Raw genomic sequence first — 16,050 nt, forward strand, 5'->3', positions numbered from 1 at the left:
CTTCTTCGGGTTGCCCCCTCAGCCTGTCGACACTGGTCGGCGGGGTGGATTCTGTTCCATCTGTTCACCTGGGGACGCCAATGTCGAAGAACGAGACCGTACATTATGATGGCCCGGCTGGAGGCTGGGGTTCGGTGCGAGGGATCGCTCGCATCTTCGCCAAGGAGCTGAACTCGCCGGCGGTTGCCGATACGCTGCGTCGCCAGAACAAACCAGGAGGCTTCATGTGTGTCTCCTGCGCCTGGACGAAGCCGGCCGATCATCACCCCTTCGAGTTCTGCGAGAACGGCGCCAAGGCGACGCTCTGGGAGCTGACGACCCGCCGTTGCACGCCGGAGTTCTTCGCCAAGCATACAGTTACGGAGTTACGCGGCTGGAAGGACCACGACCTCGAACAGGAAGGCCGTCTCACCCATCCGATGCGCTACGATCACGACAGTGACCGCTATGTCCCCTGTGCGTGGGAGGAGGCCTTTTCCGCCATCGGTCAGGAGCTGAAGGCGCTCGATCCGAAGTCCGTGGTCTTCTACGCGTCCGGCCGAGCAAGCCTCGAGACCTCTTATCTCTATGCGCTTTTCGCGCGGCTCTACGGCCACAACAACCTGCCCGACAGCTCCAACATGTGCCATGAAACCACGTCGGTCGGCCTGAAGAAGGTTATCGGAGCCTCCGTCGGCACCTCCGTCTACGGTGACTTCTCGACCTGCGACGCGATCTTCTTCTTCGGCCAGAACACCGGCTCCAACAGCCCCCGCTTCCTTCACCCGCTGCAGGCGGCGGTCAAGCGCGGCTGCAAGATTATCACCTTCAACCCAGTCCGCGAAAAAGGGCTGGAGATCATGATTAACCCGCAGAGCCCGACGGAGATGCTGACGGGCAAGGAGACGCAGATCTCCTGCCAGTATCATCAGGTCAAGACCGGCGGCGACATCGCGGCCATCATGGGCATGTGCAAGCACGTGTTCGCCAAGGATGACGAAGCCAAGCAGCAGGGCCGCAACGTGATCGACCGGGATTTCGTCGAGCAGCACACCAGCGGGTTCGGTGCGTTCGAGGAAAAGGTACGTGCAACCAGCTGGGACGAGATCGAGCGGGAATCGGGGCTTGAGCGGGCAGCCCTGGAGGCCGCCGGACAAGTCTACGTGGATGCGGAACGGGTCATCGGCATTTACGGCATGGGACTGACACAGCAGGTCGGCGGCTTCGAGAGTATCGCCATGCTGGTGAACCTCCTCTTGCTGAAGGGCAATATCGGTCGGGACGGCACCGGCATCTCCCCCGTCCGGGGCCACTCCAATGTCCAGGGGCAGCGGACGGTCGGCATCTCTGAAAAGCCGGAGTTGGTTCCGCTCGACAAGCTCGCGGAGATGTTCGATTTCGAGCCGCCGCGCGAAAAGGGTGTGAACACCGTCGAGGCTTGTGAAGGAATTATCGATGGCAGCATCCGCGGCTTCGTCAGCCTGGGCGGCAATTTCGTCCGTGCTATCCCCGATCACGATGTCATGGAGGCAGCGTGGACGAAGATGCGCCTGACGGTGCAGATTGCCACCAAGCTCAACCGCAGCCACCTGATCAATGGCGAAGTCGCCTATCTCCTCCCCTGCCTCGGACGCAGCGAGGTGGACATGCAGGAGGCAGGGCCGCAGACAGTCTCCATGGAAGACAGCTTGAGCTGCATCCACGGCTCCGTCGGCAAGCACAAGCCGGCGAGCGAGCATCTATTGTCAGAGCTCGCCATCGTGGCCGGCATGGCGAAGGCCACACTTCCCCCCAATCCGAAGGTGAAGTGGGATGAATGGCGGGGCGACTACGGAAAGGTCCGCGATCTGATCGAGGAGACCTACCCGGACAAGTTCCACGACTTCAACAAGCGCCTGTTCACGCCGGGAGGTTTCTACCGGGGAAACAGCGCGCGGGAGCGGATCTGGAAGACGGATAGCGGCAAGGCCGAGTTTACGGTACCGGAAGCACTTTCTGCGGCAGGCTTCGAGGACCGGGAGGGCCGCTATCGCCTGATGACCCTTCGCAGCAACGACCAGTTCAACACGACCATCTACGGCTACAGCGACCGCCTGAGAGGCATCGAAGGGACGCGCAACGTCCTGCTGATCAACCCGAAGGAGATGAAAAAGCTCGGTCTTCAAGAGGGCCAGTTGGTCGGGTTGCAGACGGATATCGAGGATGGCCGGGAGCGCAAAGTGGAAGGCTTGAAGGTCCTGCCTTTCCAGCTGCCCGACGGTTGCGTTGCAGGCTACTATCCGGAACTCAACCCGCTCATCCCTCTCTCACTCCATGAGAGGCTGTCCCAGACACCGGCGTCGAAGGCTGTGCCTGTCCGAATCCTGCCGTGACTGTTGTTGCAAGGATGGCCTGACCTTCCGGGACCTCGGGACGCCGCGCTTTGCCGGCGCCCTCGGTGGCTCCGGAGGATCAGCTGCAGGTCCTTGATACTTGTCAATGCCAGAGGATCTCCCGGCACTAAAGTGCGCCGCCTGGACAGGCGGTCGTCGCCTGTCTTTGACACGGCTGCCCGGCCCTCGATAAATGGCCGGATGAAATCGAAGGATGAGAAGATGATCTCCGACCGTATCCGCCGCCCCGCGCTCCTTGACAAGATCGTTTCGGCGGAGGAGGCGGCAGCCCTCATCAAGGACGGGATGATCATCGGCATGAGCGGGTTCACCCGCGCCGGCGACGCCAAGGCAGTTCCCATCTCCATGGCAGCGCGCGCCCGCACAGAACCCTTCAAGATTACGCTGATCACCGGCGCGTCTCTTGGCCACGATGTCGACCGGATGCTGACCGAGGCAAAGGTACTCACCCGCCGCATGCCTTTCCAAGCGGATCGGACCCTACGCGCCGCCATCAACCGCGGCGAAGTGATGTTCATCGATCAGCATCTATCAGAAACGGTGGAGCACCTCCGCTCCAATCAGCTCGGTCCTATCGACTATGCCATTGTCGAGGCTGCTGCCATCACCGAAGAGGGAAACATCGTTCCTTCGACCTCCGTCGGCAACTCCGCGAGCTTTGCGGTTCTTGCCAAGAAGATCATCGTCGAGATCAATCTCAGCCAGCCGGCTGAACTGGAAGGCCTGCACGACATCTACTTCCCCGGCAAGCGACCAACCCGTGTGCCGATCCCGGTCGTAACCTGCGACAGTCGCGTTGGCTTCCCATTCGTGCCGATTGATCCCGACAAGATCGCCGCGATCGTAGTCACTGACGAGAAGGACAGTGCGTCAACCATAGAGCCGCAGGATGCCGACACCAGCGCGATCGCCTCGCACCTCATCCGGTTCTTCGAGGACGAGGTCGAAAAAGGCAGGCTGGACCTGACTCTGCAACCGCTGCAGGCTGGTATCGGCACAATCGCCAACTCCGTACTGACCGGTCTTGCCGATGGCCCGTTCCATCACCTGCGCATGTACAGTGAAGTGCTGCAGGACAGCACCTTCGATCTTTTCGATGCGGGAAAGCTTGCCTTCGCCTCCGGATCCTCCATCACCCTTTCGACGGCGTGCGCTGACCGGGTCTTTGCGGACTTCCGCAAATACAAGGAGCACCTGGTGCTCCGGCCGCAGGAGATCAGCAACCATCCTGAAGTCATCCGCCGGCTGGGGGTGATCGGCATCAATACGGCGCTGGAACTCGACATTTATGGCAATGTCAACTCGACGCATGTCAATGGCACACACATGATGAATGGCATCGGCGGATCCGGCGACTTTGCGCGGAATGCCTTCCTGTCTATCTTCGTCACGAAGTCGCTCGCCAAGGACGGCAAGCTGTCGTCCATCGTCCCCATGGTGCCGCATGTCGATCACACCGAGCATGACGTCGATATCATCGTCACGGAAAACGGGCTCGCTGACCTTCGCGAGCTGGCGCCACGGGAGCGGGCAAGGGAAATCATCCAGAACTGCGTTCACCCCAGTTTCCGGGAAGCCCTGATGAGCTATTTCGAGCGCGCCTGCGCGCGCGGCGGCCACACGCCACATCTCCTGGAAGAGGCGCTGTCCTGGCACATCCATGCTCAGGCGACGGGGACAATGCACAAGAGCTAGCCAGCTATCGGCCCGCTGCCAAAGTAATTGGTGCCGAGGCTTCGTCCGACTGCGCTTTCAGCTGGTGGCATGGAGATGGTGCACGGGGCCATGACCGGACCCCACATCGAGTTCCCCGGAACGATGGATCGCTGATGCGAGGTACAGCTTGGCCGTTCGGACGGCGGCCACGACATCATTACCCTTGCCCAGTTCGGCAGCAATCGCGCTGGATAGCGTACATCCTGTCCCATGGGTATTGGAGGTCTGGACCCGCCGCCCTTCAAGCCATGTCAGGCCCGCGGGATCGGCAAGGACGTCGGGACTTTCATCCTCCGGAAGATGGCCCCCCTTGACCAGTACGGCTCGGGCACCGCGGGCTCTGAGCGCTTCCGCCTGCTCGGCCATCGTATGGCGATCCCGCGCCTCTGGCTCTCCCAGAAGGGCGGCTGCTTCGGGGAGATTCGGCGTCAGCACCGTGGCAAGCGGCAGGAGGCGATCCCGAAGCGCTGCGACAGCCTGTTCTGCGAGAAGCGAGGCGCCGCCTTTGGCAATCATCACTGGGTCGAGCACGATCGGCACGCCGGGCTGCCGGGACAGGATGTCGGCCACGGTCTCGGCGATTTCCGCATTTGCGATCATGCCGATCTTAACGGCATCGACGCGGACGTCGTCGAAAACGGCCCGGATCTGATCAGCAACGAAGCCCGCCGGAACGATCTGGACGCCGTAGACGCCTTTCGTGTTCTGCGCGGTGAGGGCGGTCACGACCGCCATTCCATAGGTACCGTGAGCCGCGAAAGTCTTCAGATCGGCCTGTATGCCTGCCCCGCCGGACGGGTCGGAGCCGGCAATGGAGAGAATGTTCGCAATCATGGCCGCGCCTTTTCTATTTCCTGGATCAGGGCACGGGCTGCACTGCGTGGAGCGGGCGTGCCGCAGACGGCGGAGACGACGGCAAGGCCGGCGGCTCCAGCGGCGATGACCGAAGCGGCATGCTCCATCTTCAGTCCACCGATCGCGACTGCCGGAACCGGTGAGACGGATACGATATGGGCGAGACCCTCCAGGCCGACTGGTTGCTTGTGATCCGGCTTGGTCCCGGTGGCGAAGACCGGGCCAACGCCGACATAGTCGACGATAGCTGGGTCCACATCGCGCATCAATTGTGCCGTCTCGACGGAAAGGCCAAGGATCAGTCGCTCGCCGATGGCAAGCCGCGCCGCAGCTGCCGACATGTCTTCCTGCCCGACATGCACGCCGTCTGCACCGATCTCGAGTGCGGCCTCTACGTCATCATTGACGATCAGCGCTATTCCGTATCCGGCCAGGGCAGCTTTGAGCGCCTTGCCCGTCTCGATCAGGCTCGTCCGGTCGGCGCGCTTGTCTCGAAGCTGTATCATGGTGGCGCCGCCTTCCGCGGCAAGGCGTGCAGTCTCGACCACGCCCACCGAGCGGCAAAGATCGGGATCGAGGACGACATAGAGCGACAGGTCGAAAATCTTCATTCCGCTCGTATCCTTGCTTCCGATTCCAGCCTCTGCGGGCCGATCGCCGCCAGCGCATCGAGGAACAGGGGCGGGAAAGAGCCAGGGCCCTCGGCCCGGTGGCTGGCATCCTCACCACAAACGGCGAACAAAGTCATGGCGGCGACGGTCGCCTCCAGCGGCCGGCCCGGCGCGACGGCGGCGAAGGCTCCGGTAAGGCAGGTCAATGCGCAGCCCAGCGCGGTAACCTTCGGCATGAGCGCCGAGCCTCCCTCGATCCAAACGCGGCGACGTCCATCCGTGACGAGATCGATCTCCCCGGTGACGCCAACGACGCAGGCGAAGCGTCGGGCAAGATCCACGGCCGCCGTTTCTGCCGCCAGGCTGCTGTCACGGCTGTCGACGCCTTGTCCCCTGCTCTCAAGGCCAGCGAGTGCCATGATTTCCGAAGCATTTCCCCGGATGATGGTCGGCTGGAGATCAAGGAGTTCGCTTACAGCTTGGCGACGAAAGCTCGTGGCATAGTGGGCCACGGGATCGAGGACCCAAGGCTTGCCTGTCTCCTTTGCCGCGCCGGCGGCACCTTTCATGCCTGGGACGTCAGCCGCCCACAATGTGCCAATATTGATCGTGACGGCCGCTGCAATTCGGGCAAACTCGGCAGCCTCCTCCTCGGCGCTGACCATCGCCGGAGATGCGCCGGCAGCGAGAAGGACATTCGCGGCAATGTTCATCGACACATCATTGGTGATACATTGGATGAGCGGGTTGCTTGCGCGCAGCGCCTCCAGCAATGTCCCGCAACTGGAAGGAAAATCGGTCAAGAGAAACGCCTTTCTTCGTCCAGCGAGGTAAGGCAACGGTATCTCGACCCGCGACTCCCTCCGCCAGCATGATCTGGTTCAGGTTCAAAGGGTGCTTCTCAGCCCGCTTCAGCGGACGCCCCCGTCTGTTCCCAACTTAGGAAGAATTCTGCCAGTTGTCACTCTGGAAAGCGTCTCGACTGCAAGGGACAGGATTCTGTCCACACTGGCTCGCGTCGGGCGGAGGTCACTCCGGTGCACCTAGGGTGCGAGGCGGGACGAGAGCAGTGCGAAGGCTTCGTAAGGCCCGAGGCCAAGGGTCTCTCCAACCTCCCCCACCGGCGAGTAATTGCTGATCAAGGGACGACCGCGTCGGTGGAGTTCATCCGGAAGTTCGATCGTAATCGTGCGAGGAGTGAAATTGGCGATTACCAGCAGTTCCTCGTCGTCCAGCGTGCGCGTGTAGACGAAGACGTCGGGATGGTGATCCAGCCAAGCCTGATAGCGACCATAGACGATGACAGGATGCTGCTTGCGCAGCGAAACGAGTTCCCGGTAATGCGCCCAGATCGATCGATCGTCAGATACCTGGCTGGCTGCATTCAGCGTCGCGTAGTTGGGATTAACCTCAATCCACGGGGAGCCGGTCGTGAAACCGCCGTGGGGATCGGCGCTCCACTGCATGGGCGTTCGCGCATTGTCGCGGCCGCTCTCATTGGCACCGCGGATGAAATCCTCCGTCGAAAGGCCCGCCTCGACGTGCAGACGATGCATGTTGAGGGTTTCGATGTCCTTGTATTGGTTGAGGGACGTAAAGGAGACGTTCGTCATGCCGATCTCTTCCCCCTGATAGATGAACGGCGTGCCCTTCATCAGGTGCAGCACGGTCGCCAGCATCTTGGCCGATTCAACATGATATCCCGTGGCATCCCCATATCGTGACACGGCGCGTGGCAGGTCATGATTGCCCCAGAACAGGGAGTTCCAACCGTCTTCTGCCAAAGCATGTTGCCACTTGCCCAGGACGGCCTTCAGCTTCACCAGATCGACGGGCTTTGGTCGCCACTTGCCGTGGGTCTCGTCCCAACTCTGGGTGACGTATTCGAACTGGAAGACCATGGAGAGCTCCCTGCGGTCCCGCCCTGAGTAGAGCAGGGCGGAATCGGGTGTCGCGCTCCAGGCCTCGCCGACTGTCAAAACGTCCCGCTCTCCGAATGTCTCGCGGTTCATTTCCTGCAGGTAATCATGGAGGTGCGGGCCGTCTGCGGTGATGCCGGCATCGACCTCCTTGCCGATCAGGTCGATTACGTCCATCCGGAAACCGGCAATACCTCGATCAAGCCACCAGTTCATCATGCGGTAGATTTCGGACCTGACCTCTGGATTCTTCCAGTTGAGGTCCGGCTGCCGCCTTGAAAACAGGTGGAGGTAATATTCGCCAGTGCGGGGATCGAGCGTCCAAGCTGAACCTCCGAAGGACGAGGTCAGATCATTGGGAGGGCCCCCATCGGCTGACGGCGGCCGCCATATGTAGAAGTCGCGCAGGCGGCTTTCGCGCGAACCGCGGGACTCGACGAACCATGGGTGCTCGTCGGAGGTATGATTGACCACCAGATCCAGAAGGATCCCGATGCCGCGCTGGCGTGCCTCGGCGACCAGTTTGTCGAAATCAGCGAGGGTGCCGAATTCATCTGCGATGTTCTGATAATCGGATATGTCGTATCCGTTGTCGTCCATGGGCGACTTGTAGATGGGCGACAGCCATAAAACGGTGACGCCAAGGGACTGCAGATAGTCCAGCCGACCGATGATGCCGGGAATGTCGCCAATCCCATCGCCGTTGCTGTCGCAGAAGCTGCGCGGATAGATCTGGTAGACGGTTGCCGCGTGCCACCATTTTCGCTCGATGATCGAGAGGGATTTTGGCTTGTTGACAAGCTCTTTCATGGGCGGCTCCGATATCAACATCACGATCCGCAACGCAGGATTGGCGGGCCGGTTCCCGTTTGCCGGAACATTGAGCCATCCTGTCTGTTAGCCATACGACTTACTTGCACAGGAGGTCGTCATGAACAGCAAACTCCCACCCGTCCCCGACGAGAACCGCAGCGACAAGGGCACCGGCGAGCGTTCCGCCGCCAGCCTTTCCAAGGGCAGCCCCGTCGACCCACGCGAAAAGAATTTCGACAAGCAGGGCCAACAGGGCAACAGCAAGGTGAACACCACGCATCAAGGCTACCAGCAGGACCGTTAGGAGCGTTGCATGTCTACATCGCAAAAGACGCCGGCCAGCATCCGGCAAGGAGGACCCGGCTCCTCTCACGAGAACGCCAAGGCGCCACTCGACTTGAAGAAGCCGTCGGCTGATCCAGACGATCGTTCCCGCAGCAAGGTCTCGGGCGGAGGTGGCGAACATGACAGCCATCATACCCATGACTCAGTACGTAAAGGCGGCGGCAGCCACTAGACGACATGGGGATAACCGGCACCACGGATCGGTGCCGGTTTCTCCTGGACCATGCTCTACGCCGCTCGCGGCTGACCCATGTTATCGCAACAGACCTTGGCCGCCATCGACGTAGATCGGAACGCCGGTCACATGTCTCGCCCTGTGCGAGGCGAGGAACAGGATCACGTCAGCAACATCCATAGAGGCGCCCGGTCTGCCTTCGGTCAGAGGGATGTCGCCCTCCGGCCACTCTACGGGAACGGCCGTCTTGCCCGGATTACGAATGCTGGTGTTGTCATCGATCTCGGTGTCGATCTTGCCGGGGCAGACGGCGTTGATCCGTATCTTGTACCTGCCCAGTTCGAGCGCGAGCTGCTTCGTGATGGCAACCTGTGCAGCCTTGGTGGCCGAATAGGCGGTGGCGCCCGGCGAACTAAACGTCCGGTTGCCATTGATGGAGGAGACGATGATGATGGACCCGCCACCGCGCGCTTTCATGATGGGAACGGTCGTGTGGAGCGTGAGATATGTGCCGCGCAGATTCACAGCGATCGTCTGATCCCATTCATCGGGCTGGAGAGTGTCGATGGGGGCCCACACTCCGTTGATGCCGGCATTGGCGACAACGATGTCCAGGCGGTCAAAAGCATCGATCAGGCGTGTTACGGCGCTGCTCATCTGCGCCTCGTCGGAAACATCGGCCTCAAGGACGACGGCCTGCCCGCCCTGACTGGTGATTTCAGTAGCAGCGTCTTCCAGATCCTTCCGCGTGTGGCCGAGAAGGCCGACCTTCGCCCCCTGAGCGGCAAGGGTAATGGCTGATGCACGGCCAATTCCTGATCCGGCACCCGTCACCAGGGCCACGCGAGATTGCAGTTCCATGTTGGCTCTCCATTTCCGCCCGATCGCTGAGGTGGCTAGCTGGTTGTCACGCTTCCAGAAGCCGAAGCCCATTTCGATATTTTTCGCCGTCGCCTCCCGTGCGCTCGGCAGTTGCCAGATTGTCCCTCAGGTCCGCGAGCTTAACCTTCCGAGCCAAAGGATTTGCCGCCGCCCTCCTTACCAAGTCAGCGTGGGACTCTCCGTCCCTCCGGGTAAGAGCGTCCACTGCCGCCAGAACGGCTGGCGCAAATCCCTCCTGCTGCAAGCGCTCGAGTGTCCATTCCGGGGCGTTCTCGGGGACGTCGTGGAGCCAGGCAATGATCTGCTCGACGTCGTCGGCGACGGATGCAGCAACACGGGCGACATGATCAAGCAGAGGTTCGCCGCCCTTCTTCACCCGGCCAGCAAGAGCCGCTTCCGCAATCTCGCGTGCATGTGCGACATCGGACTTCATCGCCGGTCCTCGGCAAATTGTTCTGCGGTACCGATGGGGGATAGCCAGTGCTCACGGCGCTTGATCCAGATCTCGTACGTCGGCTCAAGATCCGTAGGGGCCATATCAAGCGAGCCAACTCGGATCTCGACTTCTCCCTCGCCGGGATTGAATAATCGCGAGCCGCAGGTTCGACAGAAGCCCCGGCCCTCAAAAACGGTGATGTCGCCGCTGCTTTCGAACGCGTGCGCCGGCCAGACTGCAAATGTCACGAAGCTGGAGCCGCTTTCCTTCCTGCAGTCGGCACAGTGGCAGAGGCCGACCCTCAACGGCGGACCTTTCACTGAGTAGGTGATTTCGCCGCAGAGGCAGCGTCCGGAACGGATAATCATCCAGGCCTCTCCCCTCATCATCACTGCGGATCAAGCCAGTTACGCTGATTCTCGCACCGTGAACGGCCTCATTGCCCCATTCGTTCCGCGCCGCTTGCTCTTGGAAACGGGATGGCCCTTGGCTGCACGCGGCGGACCTCCTAAATGGCTAGGGCAACATAACTTCGACAGGTGCCGCCTCATGGAATGGCGAAAGGTTTCGGAACAATGACATCGATCCTCTGCGTGGCGCTCAACCCGTCCATCGACATCGCCAATGAGGCATCGAGAATAGTTCCCACCAAGAAGGTCAGGACGCGCAATCAACGGCAGAACATAGGGGGCGGGGGCGTGAACGTCGCGCGCGTCCTCGCAGAGATGGGCGACACTTGCGATCTGCTGGTCATGGCGGGTGGCGCGACCGGCGAAGTCTTCCTCGACGCCGTGAAGAAGCTGCCAGTCAACCTCCACACCGTCAGAATTGCCGGCTCGACCCGGATCGCTTTCATGGTCAAGGACATGGAGACGGGGGAGGAGTTCCGTTTCGTTCCGGAGGGGCCTGTGGTCTCCCCGGCGGAATGCGAGGAGGCTCGCCGGTTCCTAGATACTGGCGCCTGGGATTACGTGGTGCTCAGCGGAAGCGTGCCGCGCGGAATGCCAAAGGATGAGTACGCGTCCATGGTGCGGCAGTTGGCCGGCCGCAATTGCAGGATCATCCTCGATACTTCTGGTCCGGCCTTGAAGGCAGCGCTGGACGTTGGAGGGCTTTTCCTGATCAAGCCAAGCCTCGACGAACTTGAAGGAATCGTCGGGCGCAGCCTGAACCTGGAGGAGGCAATCAAGGTCTGCCAGGAATTCATCGCGCGGGGCTCTGTGCAATATGTCGCCGTGTCCCTGGCGCGAGAGGGCGCCGTGCTGGTCAGTGCGCAAGATCATCTCAAGCTACCCTCCTTCCAGGTGAAGGTGGGTTCGACGGTTGGCGCAGGCGACAGCTTCGTTGGTGGAATGCTCTGGGCGCTTATCCACGATTATCCGGTGCGGGAGGCTTTCCGGGTGGGTGTAGCCGCAGGAGCCGCGACCGTTATGAGCGAGGGCACGGACCTATGCCGCCGGGAGGACGTCCTCATGCTCTACCAGCATGGCGAAGACGCTCTCGACTCTGCTGGGCTAACCTCGCCAAGAAGCGTGCAGAAGGGCCGCCAGCCCTGACATCACGTGAACCCCCGCCGAACTGATGCGTTGTGGGAGCAACGGACAACATCAGGAGCCGACCCGTGGACATTATTCGCATCTTGCTTGCCTTCCTGCTGCCGCCGCTCGGAGTCTTCCTCCAGGTCGGACTCGGGCTGCATTTCTGGCTGAACATCCTGTTGACGTTGCTGGGGTGGCTGCCGGGCATTGTTCACGCCCTCTGGGTCATCCTCAAGAAATAGGGCCCTTCCTTCCGTCATCACCCATTTTTGAACCGCCGCTGACGTGCAGCGTCGCGAGCAGCCCATCCTGTGCTAGTATCTGCGAAACGCAGGAACGGAGCCGCCATGCTTGCCACGCTTGCGATGCTTTTTCCCTCTCGGGCGCAGCGGCCTGGGCGATTGCTGCAGAGAATGGCGGGGAGGTCGATGTGGAGCTGTTGCTGGCCGTCGACGTATCCCGGTCCATGGACTACGAAGAAGTCCGCATGCAGCGCGAAGGCTATATCGCGGCGATCCAGCACCCGGACTTCATCAACGCAGTCCGCGGCGGCCTGCTCGGCCGGATCGCTGTCAGCTATTTCGAATGGGCAGGCGTAGTCGATCCATCTTCCCGGATTGATTGGCAGACCATTGAGACTGCTGAAGACGCCAAGGCTTTTGCGGCCCGGCTTCAGGAGAGGCCGATCATCACCAACCGGAGAACATCGATCTCCGCCGCGATCGAGGAAGGTACGATCGCCCTCCTATCTAACCGCTATGCCGGAATGCGCCGTGTCATCGATGTTTCCGGGGACGGGGCCAATAACGTGGGGCAGCCGGTGGCGCTCGCCCGCGACAAGGCTGTCGCGGCAGGCATCGTCATCAACGGACTGGCGATCATGCTGCGTCCCTCGACCACCGTCGCTCTCGATCAATACTATGCTGACTGTGTCATCGGTGGACCTGGCTCTTTCGTGCTGCCGGTTCATCGCGTCGAGGATTTCACGACTGCTATCAGGCGAAAGCTGGTCCTTGAGATCAGTGACCGCGGAGCTTCCTCCGACCCTATCCCGATTGACGACCCACAGACGGACTGTTTGGTTGGCGAGCGGCAGTGGCAGAACCTGTTCGACCGGTAGCAAGCTGCCGTCCTTCGACGTTGGGTCTTCAGGGAGGGCTAGATCTCCGCTGCTTCCTCCTCCTCCGACGCGGTACCCAAGAGATCCGTCATTCGAGAGCGCACATCGCAACGCAATCCGTCAGGGCGATACTCGAGTGTAACCTCCGCATCCAGCTGCTGCGACAGCACGCGCTCGATCATAACAGTGCCGAAACCCTCGCGGGACGGTCGCTCGACCGATGGTCCGCCCTGCTCAGTCCAGGAAAAGGTGAAGGGCGCGCCGCCTTCTCCGAAGCACCAGCGAATTTCTATCCGCCCAGCGTCGTTCGACAAGGCTCCGTACTTGGCGGCGTTGGTGCAAAGCTCGTGCAGCGCCATGGAAAGCGACAAGGCTATTTTCGAAGCGACCTCCAGATCGGGCCCGTCGATCGAGAAACGCGGATGCGCCGGATCCTCGAAAGGCTGTATCGCCGTCTCCACGGTGGCTTTCAGTGAGGCGCTCTGCCAGTTCTTCGTCAGCAACTGATGGGCTCCCGCCATGGCATGCAGTCGGCGGAAGAAGGCCTCGGAGGCTTCCTCCATGGATTGGGAGGACCGAAATGTCTGTCGAGCGACCGCCTGGACCATGCTCAAGATGTTCTTGATGCGATGGTCGAGCTCGCGGATCAGCATCTGCCGCATCCGGTCGTCCTTCTGCTGCTGCTCCCTGCGGAGGGCCAGTTCGTCCATGAAGGCGTCGATGGCGCCGCCAATTGTCTCAAAGGTCCCGTCGCCGCTCATGCCGGTACGGGCAGACTCGTTGCCAGCGCGCCAGGCATTGATGGATCTAACGAGCTGGCGTGCGGGCCGGCGGATCAGCGCATGGCCTGCCCACCAGACGACGAGGAATGGTCCTACGATCGCAAGCGCAATAACAGCCAAGCCGAAGCGCGTGACTTTCCCCACCTGCTGGAGCCCGCTTTCCACCGACGTGCCGGCGCTGACGTAGAGGCTCTCCTGATCCGGATAGTAGCCGATTACGCGTCGCGTGCCGTCCTGGCTTGTCAGCTCGAGCGTGCCTGGAACCGAGGCCCGCACCAGCCGCTGGTACTCCTCGGGAATGGGAGTGCCTACGAACCGCTCGGGAAATGGTTCGCGCGCCAGGATAATCCCATTGCGATCGGCGATGGTAAGCGCATTGCCGCCAAAGAGCTCCCGCTCACGAACACGAGCCCCCAACCAGTTCAGGTCGAGGTAGGCGACGACCACTCTCGCAGTCCGCTCACCCTCCAGCACTGGCAGGGCGAGCGGTAGCGCGGGCTCCCCGGTGATCCGGTCTATGATGTAGGTGCCCACGATGAATTCCTTCCGGTCAACGGCGTCGCGAAAATAGTCACGGTCGGAAAAGTCGGTAGCGCTCGTCGGCTGGGAGGCGCACTGGAGCGCGCCGCTGCTGTCCAGGACGGTAATGCTCTCGATCATGTCGAGCTTGTCGTCGACGATCCGCAGATAGTCGCTGCATGGTCGGCCTGGTCCGGTTCGGGTAATGGGAACGGTCGACAGGACCTCAAGCGTGCTCCGCACTGAGGAGACGATGCGACGCACCTCAAGCGACGCCACATGGCCGGCGGTGAGGGCGTTGATGTGAATCTCGCGATAGGCAGCCTGCCGTGCAGATATCAGGTTGTAGATCAACACCAGCATGGCCGGCATAAGGGCAAGAAGCGTCAGGAGTAGCAGCCGCGCCGTGACCGACCTTCTTTTCATCGCGTCCCCCGTTAGGCCGCCGCGCCCTCTGCATCTTCACCTGTAGCTCCACCGGCCCGCCAAGTCCGCGAGAGCTCTGAAAACACAGAGGCAGTCTGCTTCAAGCGGCGCAGTATAACTAGTGGCCGCTTGATCTCAAGCCGCGTTGTTCTAGCTATGTCACGGTGGTCTTGCTGCGCAGCTCACCTGATCCCTGCGCGGGGACGCATCCGGGCCATGCTCGCGATCGGCGACGGGGAGCAAGGACTTGGCGACGGGAGTGAATACCGAGTTGGATCACGACCAGCATCGGACGCAACGGTTCATGATCGGACTCGGGCGCGGCGGCGCCGGAGCCTTGATTTTCGGGCTCCCGATGCTGATGACGATGGAGCTCTGGCACCTGGGATTCTACATCGAGCGGTATCGTCTGCTTCTCCTCCTCCTCCTCAACATTCCGCTGCTGCTCGTACTCGCCCATCGGATAGGATTCGAGGAGACCTTCACCTGGCGGGAGGCTGCCCGCGACGCCGTGATTGCTTATGCCATCGCCATCGTGATGAGCGTCCTCGTTCTGCTGCTCTTCGGCAACATCAAACCGGGAATGCCGGATAGTGAAATACTCGGAAAGATAGCCATCCAAGCAGTGCCGGCGAGTATCGGCGCACTGCTTGGAAGATCGCAATTCGGCGGCCAGAATGACGAGGAGGCCGAGCAGCAGGACGAAAAAGAGGATAGCGAAATCAGCACCAGCTACGGACGGGAACTGTTCATGATGGCGATCGGCGCTCTCTTTCTCAGCCTCAACGTGGCGCCGACTGAGGAGATTATCCTCATCTCCTTCAAGATGACCGCATGGCATGCACTTGTGATGATCGTTGCATCCATCCTGATCATGCACGGCTTCGTCTATGCCGTCGCCTTTCGCGGTACGCATGAACTGACGGAAGATACACCGGGGTCACACGCTTTCATCCGCTTCACGCTGCCGGGATACATTGTGGCGCTCGGCATCAGCTTCTATGTCCTGTGGACATTCGGCCGACTGGACGACACTGCTGGCATGCAGGCATTGATGTCTGCGATCGTCCTCAGTTTCCCAGGTGCGATCGGCGCGGCCGCTGCACGCCTTATTCTGTAGAGCCTCGATGACAAAGACCTTCAAGAACCGTCATGTCGAATCCGGCAAGGCCCACTGGGTAGAATGGGCCACGGGAGTGGTTTCCTTCCTGCTCGTCCTGTCGATGATCGGCTGGATCGCGATGGACGCCCTGGTGCGGGACGATGTCCCGCCGAGCTTCCAACTAACGGTGACACGGACCGCTGCAGTCGAGGGCGGCTACCGGCTGGAATTCGACATCCTCAATCAGGGTACATCGACAGCGGCAGCCGTGCTGGTGCGGGCGGATGTCGTCGATTCGGGACAGGTTGTCGATAGCGCCGAGGTCACACTGGACTACGTACCGGGGCGCTCAAAGGGAAGCGGTGGCCTCTTTCTCCTGCAGGATCCGGCAGGACGAGAGGTCCGGCTGCGGGCGCTCGGATACACCGATCCCTGATCA

The 16,050-nt window shown here is 61.2% G+C and carries 17 protein-coding genes and 1 riboswitch; of the genes, 9 read left to right on the forward strand and 8 right to left on the reverse strand.

Annotation, left to right across the window (positions count from 1 at the left end):
* Positions 1-80: 80 nt before the first annotated feature.
* Together ACEPP2_RS07535 and ACEPP2_RS07540 are read left to right on the forward strand one after the other, a co-directional pair.
* A complete protein-coding gene (locus ACEPP2_RS07535) occupies positions 81-2,351 on the forward strand; it encodes an FdhF/YdeP family oxidoreductase (protein ID WP_395516218.1) in 2,271 nt (756 codons plus the stop codon).
* 222 nt (positions 2,352-2,573) lie between these two features.
* Positions 2,574-4,067: an acetyl-CoA hydrolase/transferase family protein gene (locus ACEPP2_RS07540; RefSeq protein ID WP_395516428.1), complete on the forward strand. Its 1,494-nt coding sequence runs from the start codon at positions 2,574-2,576 to the stop codon at positions 4,065-4,067.
* Between the two features lie 57 nt (positions 4,068-4,124).
* Here the strand turns inward: ACEPP2_RS07540 and thiD are convergent, their stop codons facing one another.
* The 4 genes from thiD to ACEPP2_RS07560 form a co-directional block, all read right to left on the reverse strand.
* A complete protein-coding gene (gene thiD / locus ACEPP2_RS07545; protein ID WP_281977018.1) occupies positions 4,125-4,922 on the reverse strand; it encodes a bifunctional hydroxymethylpyrimidine kinase/phosphomethylpyrimidine kinase in 798 nt (265 codons plus the stop codon).
* Entirely contained in the window at positions 4,919-5,554 is a 636-nt protein-coding gene (thiE, locus tag ACEPP2_RS07550; RefSeq protein WP_395516219.1) for a thiamine phosphate synthase, read from the reverse strand. Before thiE ends, thiD begins: the two co-directional genes overlap by 4 nt.
* Entirely contained in the window at positions 5,551-6,357 is an 807-nt protein-coding gene (gene thiM, locus ACEPP2_RS07555; RefSeq protein ID WP_395516220.1) for a hydroxyethylthiazole kinase, read from the reverse strand. Before thiM ends, thiE begins: the two co-directional genes overlap by 4 nt.
* A 38-nt stretch (positions 6,358-6,395) precedes the next feature.
* Positions 6,396-6,490, reverse strand: a riboswitch (TPP riboswitch).
* Positions 6,491-6,597: 107 nt separating this feature from the next.
* Positions 6,598-8,283 (reverse strand): glycoside hydrolase family 13 protein, encoded by a 1,686-nt coding sequence (locus ACEPP2_RS07560; RefSeq protein WP_395516221.1) that lies wholly within the window; start codon positions 8,281-8,283, stop codon positions 6,598-6,600.
* A 121-nt stretch (positions 8,284-8,404) separates the two neighbouring features.
* Here ACEPP2_RS07560 and ACEPP2_RS07565 point away from each other — a divergent pair, with 121 nt between their 5' ends.
* Positions 8,405-8,590, forward strand: a complete 186-nt coding sequence (locus tag ACEPP2_RS07565; RefSeq protein WP_052640714.1) for a hypothetical protein — start codon at positions 8,405-8,407, stop codon at positions 8,588-8,590.
* Between the two features lie 9 nt (positions 8,591-8,599).
* A complete protein-coding gene (locus ACEPP2_RS07570; protein WP_395516222.1) occupies positions 8,600-8,803 on the forward strand; it encodes a hypothetical protein in 204 nt (67 codons plus the stop codon).
* Between the two features lie 81 nt (positions 8,804-8,884).
* Here ACEPP2_RS07570 and ACEPP2_RS07575 read toward each other — a convergent pair whose 3' ends face one another.
* Genes ACEPP2_RS07575 through ACEPP2_RS07585 form a run of 3 tightly spaced genes read right to left on the reverse strand, consistent with a single transcriptional unit; the run spans position 8,885 to position 10,492 of the window.
* Positions 8,885-9,667 carry an SDR family oxidoreductase gene (locus ACEPP2_RS07575; protein WP_152341595.1) on the reverse strand — a complete coding sequence of 261 codons (783 nt, stop codon included), beginning with the start codon at positions 9,665-9,667 and terminating at the stop codon, positions 8,885-8,887.
* Positions 9,668-9,713: 46 nt separating this feature from the next.
* The gene (locus tag ACEPP2_RS07580) at positions 9,714-10,121 is read right to left on the reverse strand and encodes an HD domain-containing protein (RefSeq protein WP_077548814.1); all 408 of its coding nucleotides are present in this window, start codon (positions 10,119-10,121) and stop codon (positions 9,714-9,716) included.
* Complete coding sequence (locus ACEPP2_RS07585; RefSeq protein WP_077548815.1) at positions 10,118-10,492, reverse strand: GFA family protein; 375 nt, start codon at positions 10,490-10,492, stop codon at positions 10,118-10,120. Before ACEPP2_RS07585 ends, ACEPP2_RS07580 begins: the two co-directional genes overlap by 4 nt.
* A gap of 207 nt (positions 10,493-10,699) precedes the next feature.
* Between ACEPP2_RS07585 and ACEPP2_RS07590 the strand changes: the two genes are divergently transcribed.
* The 3 genes from ACEPP2_RS07590 (at position 10,700) to ACEPP2_RS07600 (ending at position 12,782) form a co-directional block, all read left to right on the forward strand.
* Positions 10,700-11,680 (forward strand): 1-phosphofructokinase family hexose kinase, encoded by a 981-nt coding sequence (locus ACEPP2_RS07590; RefSeq protein WP_395516223.1) that lies wholly within the window; start codon positions 10,700-10,702, stop codon positions 11,678-11,680.
* Between the two features lie 65 nt (positions 11,681-11,745).
* Positions 11,746-11,904, forward strand: a complete 159-nt coding sequence (locus ACEPP2_RS07595; protein ID WP_077548817.1) for a YqaE/Pmp3 family membrane protein — start codon at positions 11,746-11,748, stop codon at positions 11,902-11,904.
* Between the two features lie 188 nt (positions 11,905-12,092).
* The gene (locus ACEPP2_RS07600) at positions 12,093-12,782 is read left to right on the forward strand and encodes a DUF1194 domain-containing protein (protein ID WP_395516224.1); all 690 of its coding nucleotides are present in this window, start codon (positions 12,093-12,095) and stop codon (positions 12,780-12,782) included.
* Positions 12,783-12,820: 38 nt separating this feature from the next.
* Here the strand turns inward: ACEPP2_RS07600 and ACEPP2_RS07605 are convergent, their stop codons facing one another.
* Complete coding sequence (locus ACEPP2_RS07605) at positions 12,821-14,509, reverse strand: sensor histidine kinase (RefSeq protein WP_395516225.1); 1,689 nt, start codon at positions 14,507-14,509, stop codon at positions 12,821-12,823.
* Positions 14,510-14,813: 304 nt separating this feature from the next.
* On the opposite strand from ACEPP2_RS07605, the gene ACEPP2_RS07610 reads away from it, so the two are divergent.
* Both ACEPP2_RS07610 and ACEPP2_RS07615 read left to right on the forward strand, forming a co-directional pair.
* The gene (locus ACEPP2_RS07610) at positions 14,814-15,629 is read left to right on the forward strand and encodes a TIGR02587 family membrane protein (RefSeq protein WP_395516429.1); all 816 of its coding nucleotides are present in this window, start codon (positions 14,814-14,816) and stop codon (positions 15,627-15,629) included.
* A gap of 7 nt (positions 15,630-15,636) precedes the next feature.
* Positions 15,637-16,047 (forward strand): TIGR02588 family protein, encoded by a 411-nt coding sequence (locus ACEPP2_RS07615; protein ID WP_395516226.1) that lies wholly within the window; start codon positions 15,637-15,639, stop codon positions 16,045-16,047.
* The last annotated feature ends 3 nt before the right edge of the window (positions 16,048-16,050 follow it).

This window comes from Pseudorhizobium flavum, from assembly GCF_044142885.1.
Lineage (GTDB): Bacteria > Pseudomonadota > Alphaproteobacteria > Rhizobiales > Rhizobiaceae > Neorhizobium > Neorhizobium flavum.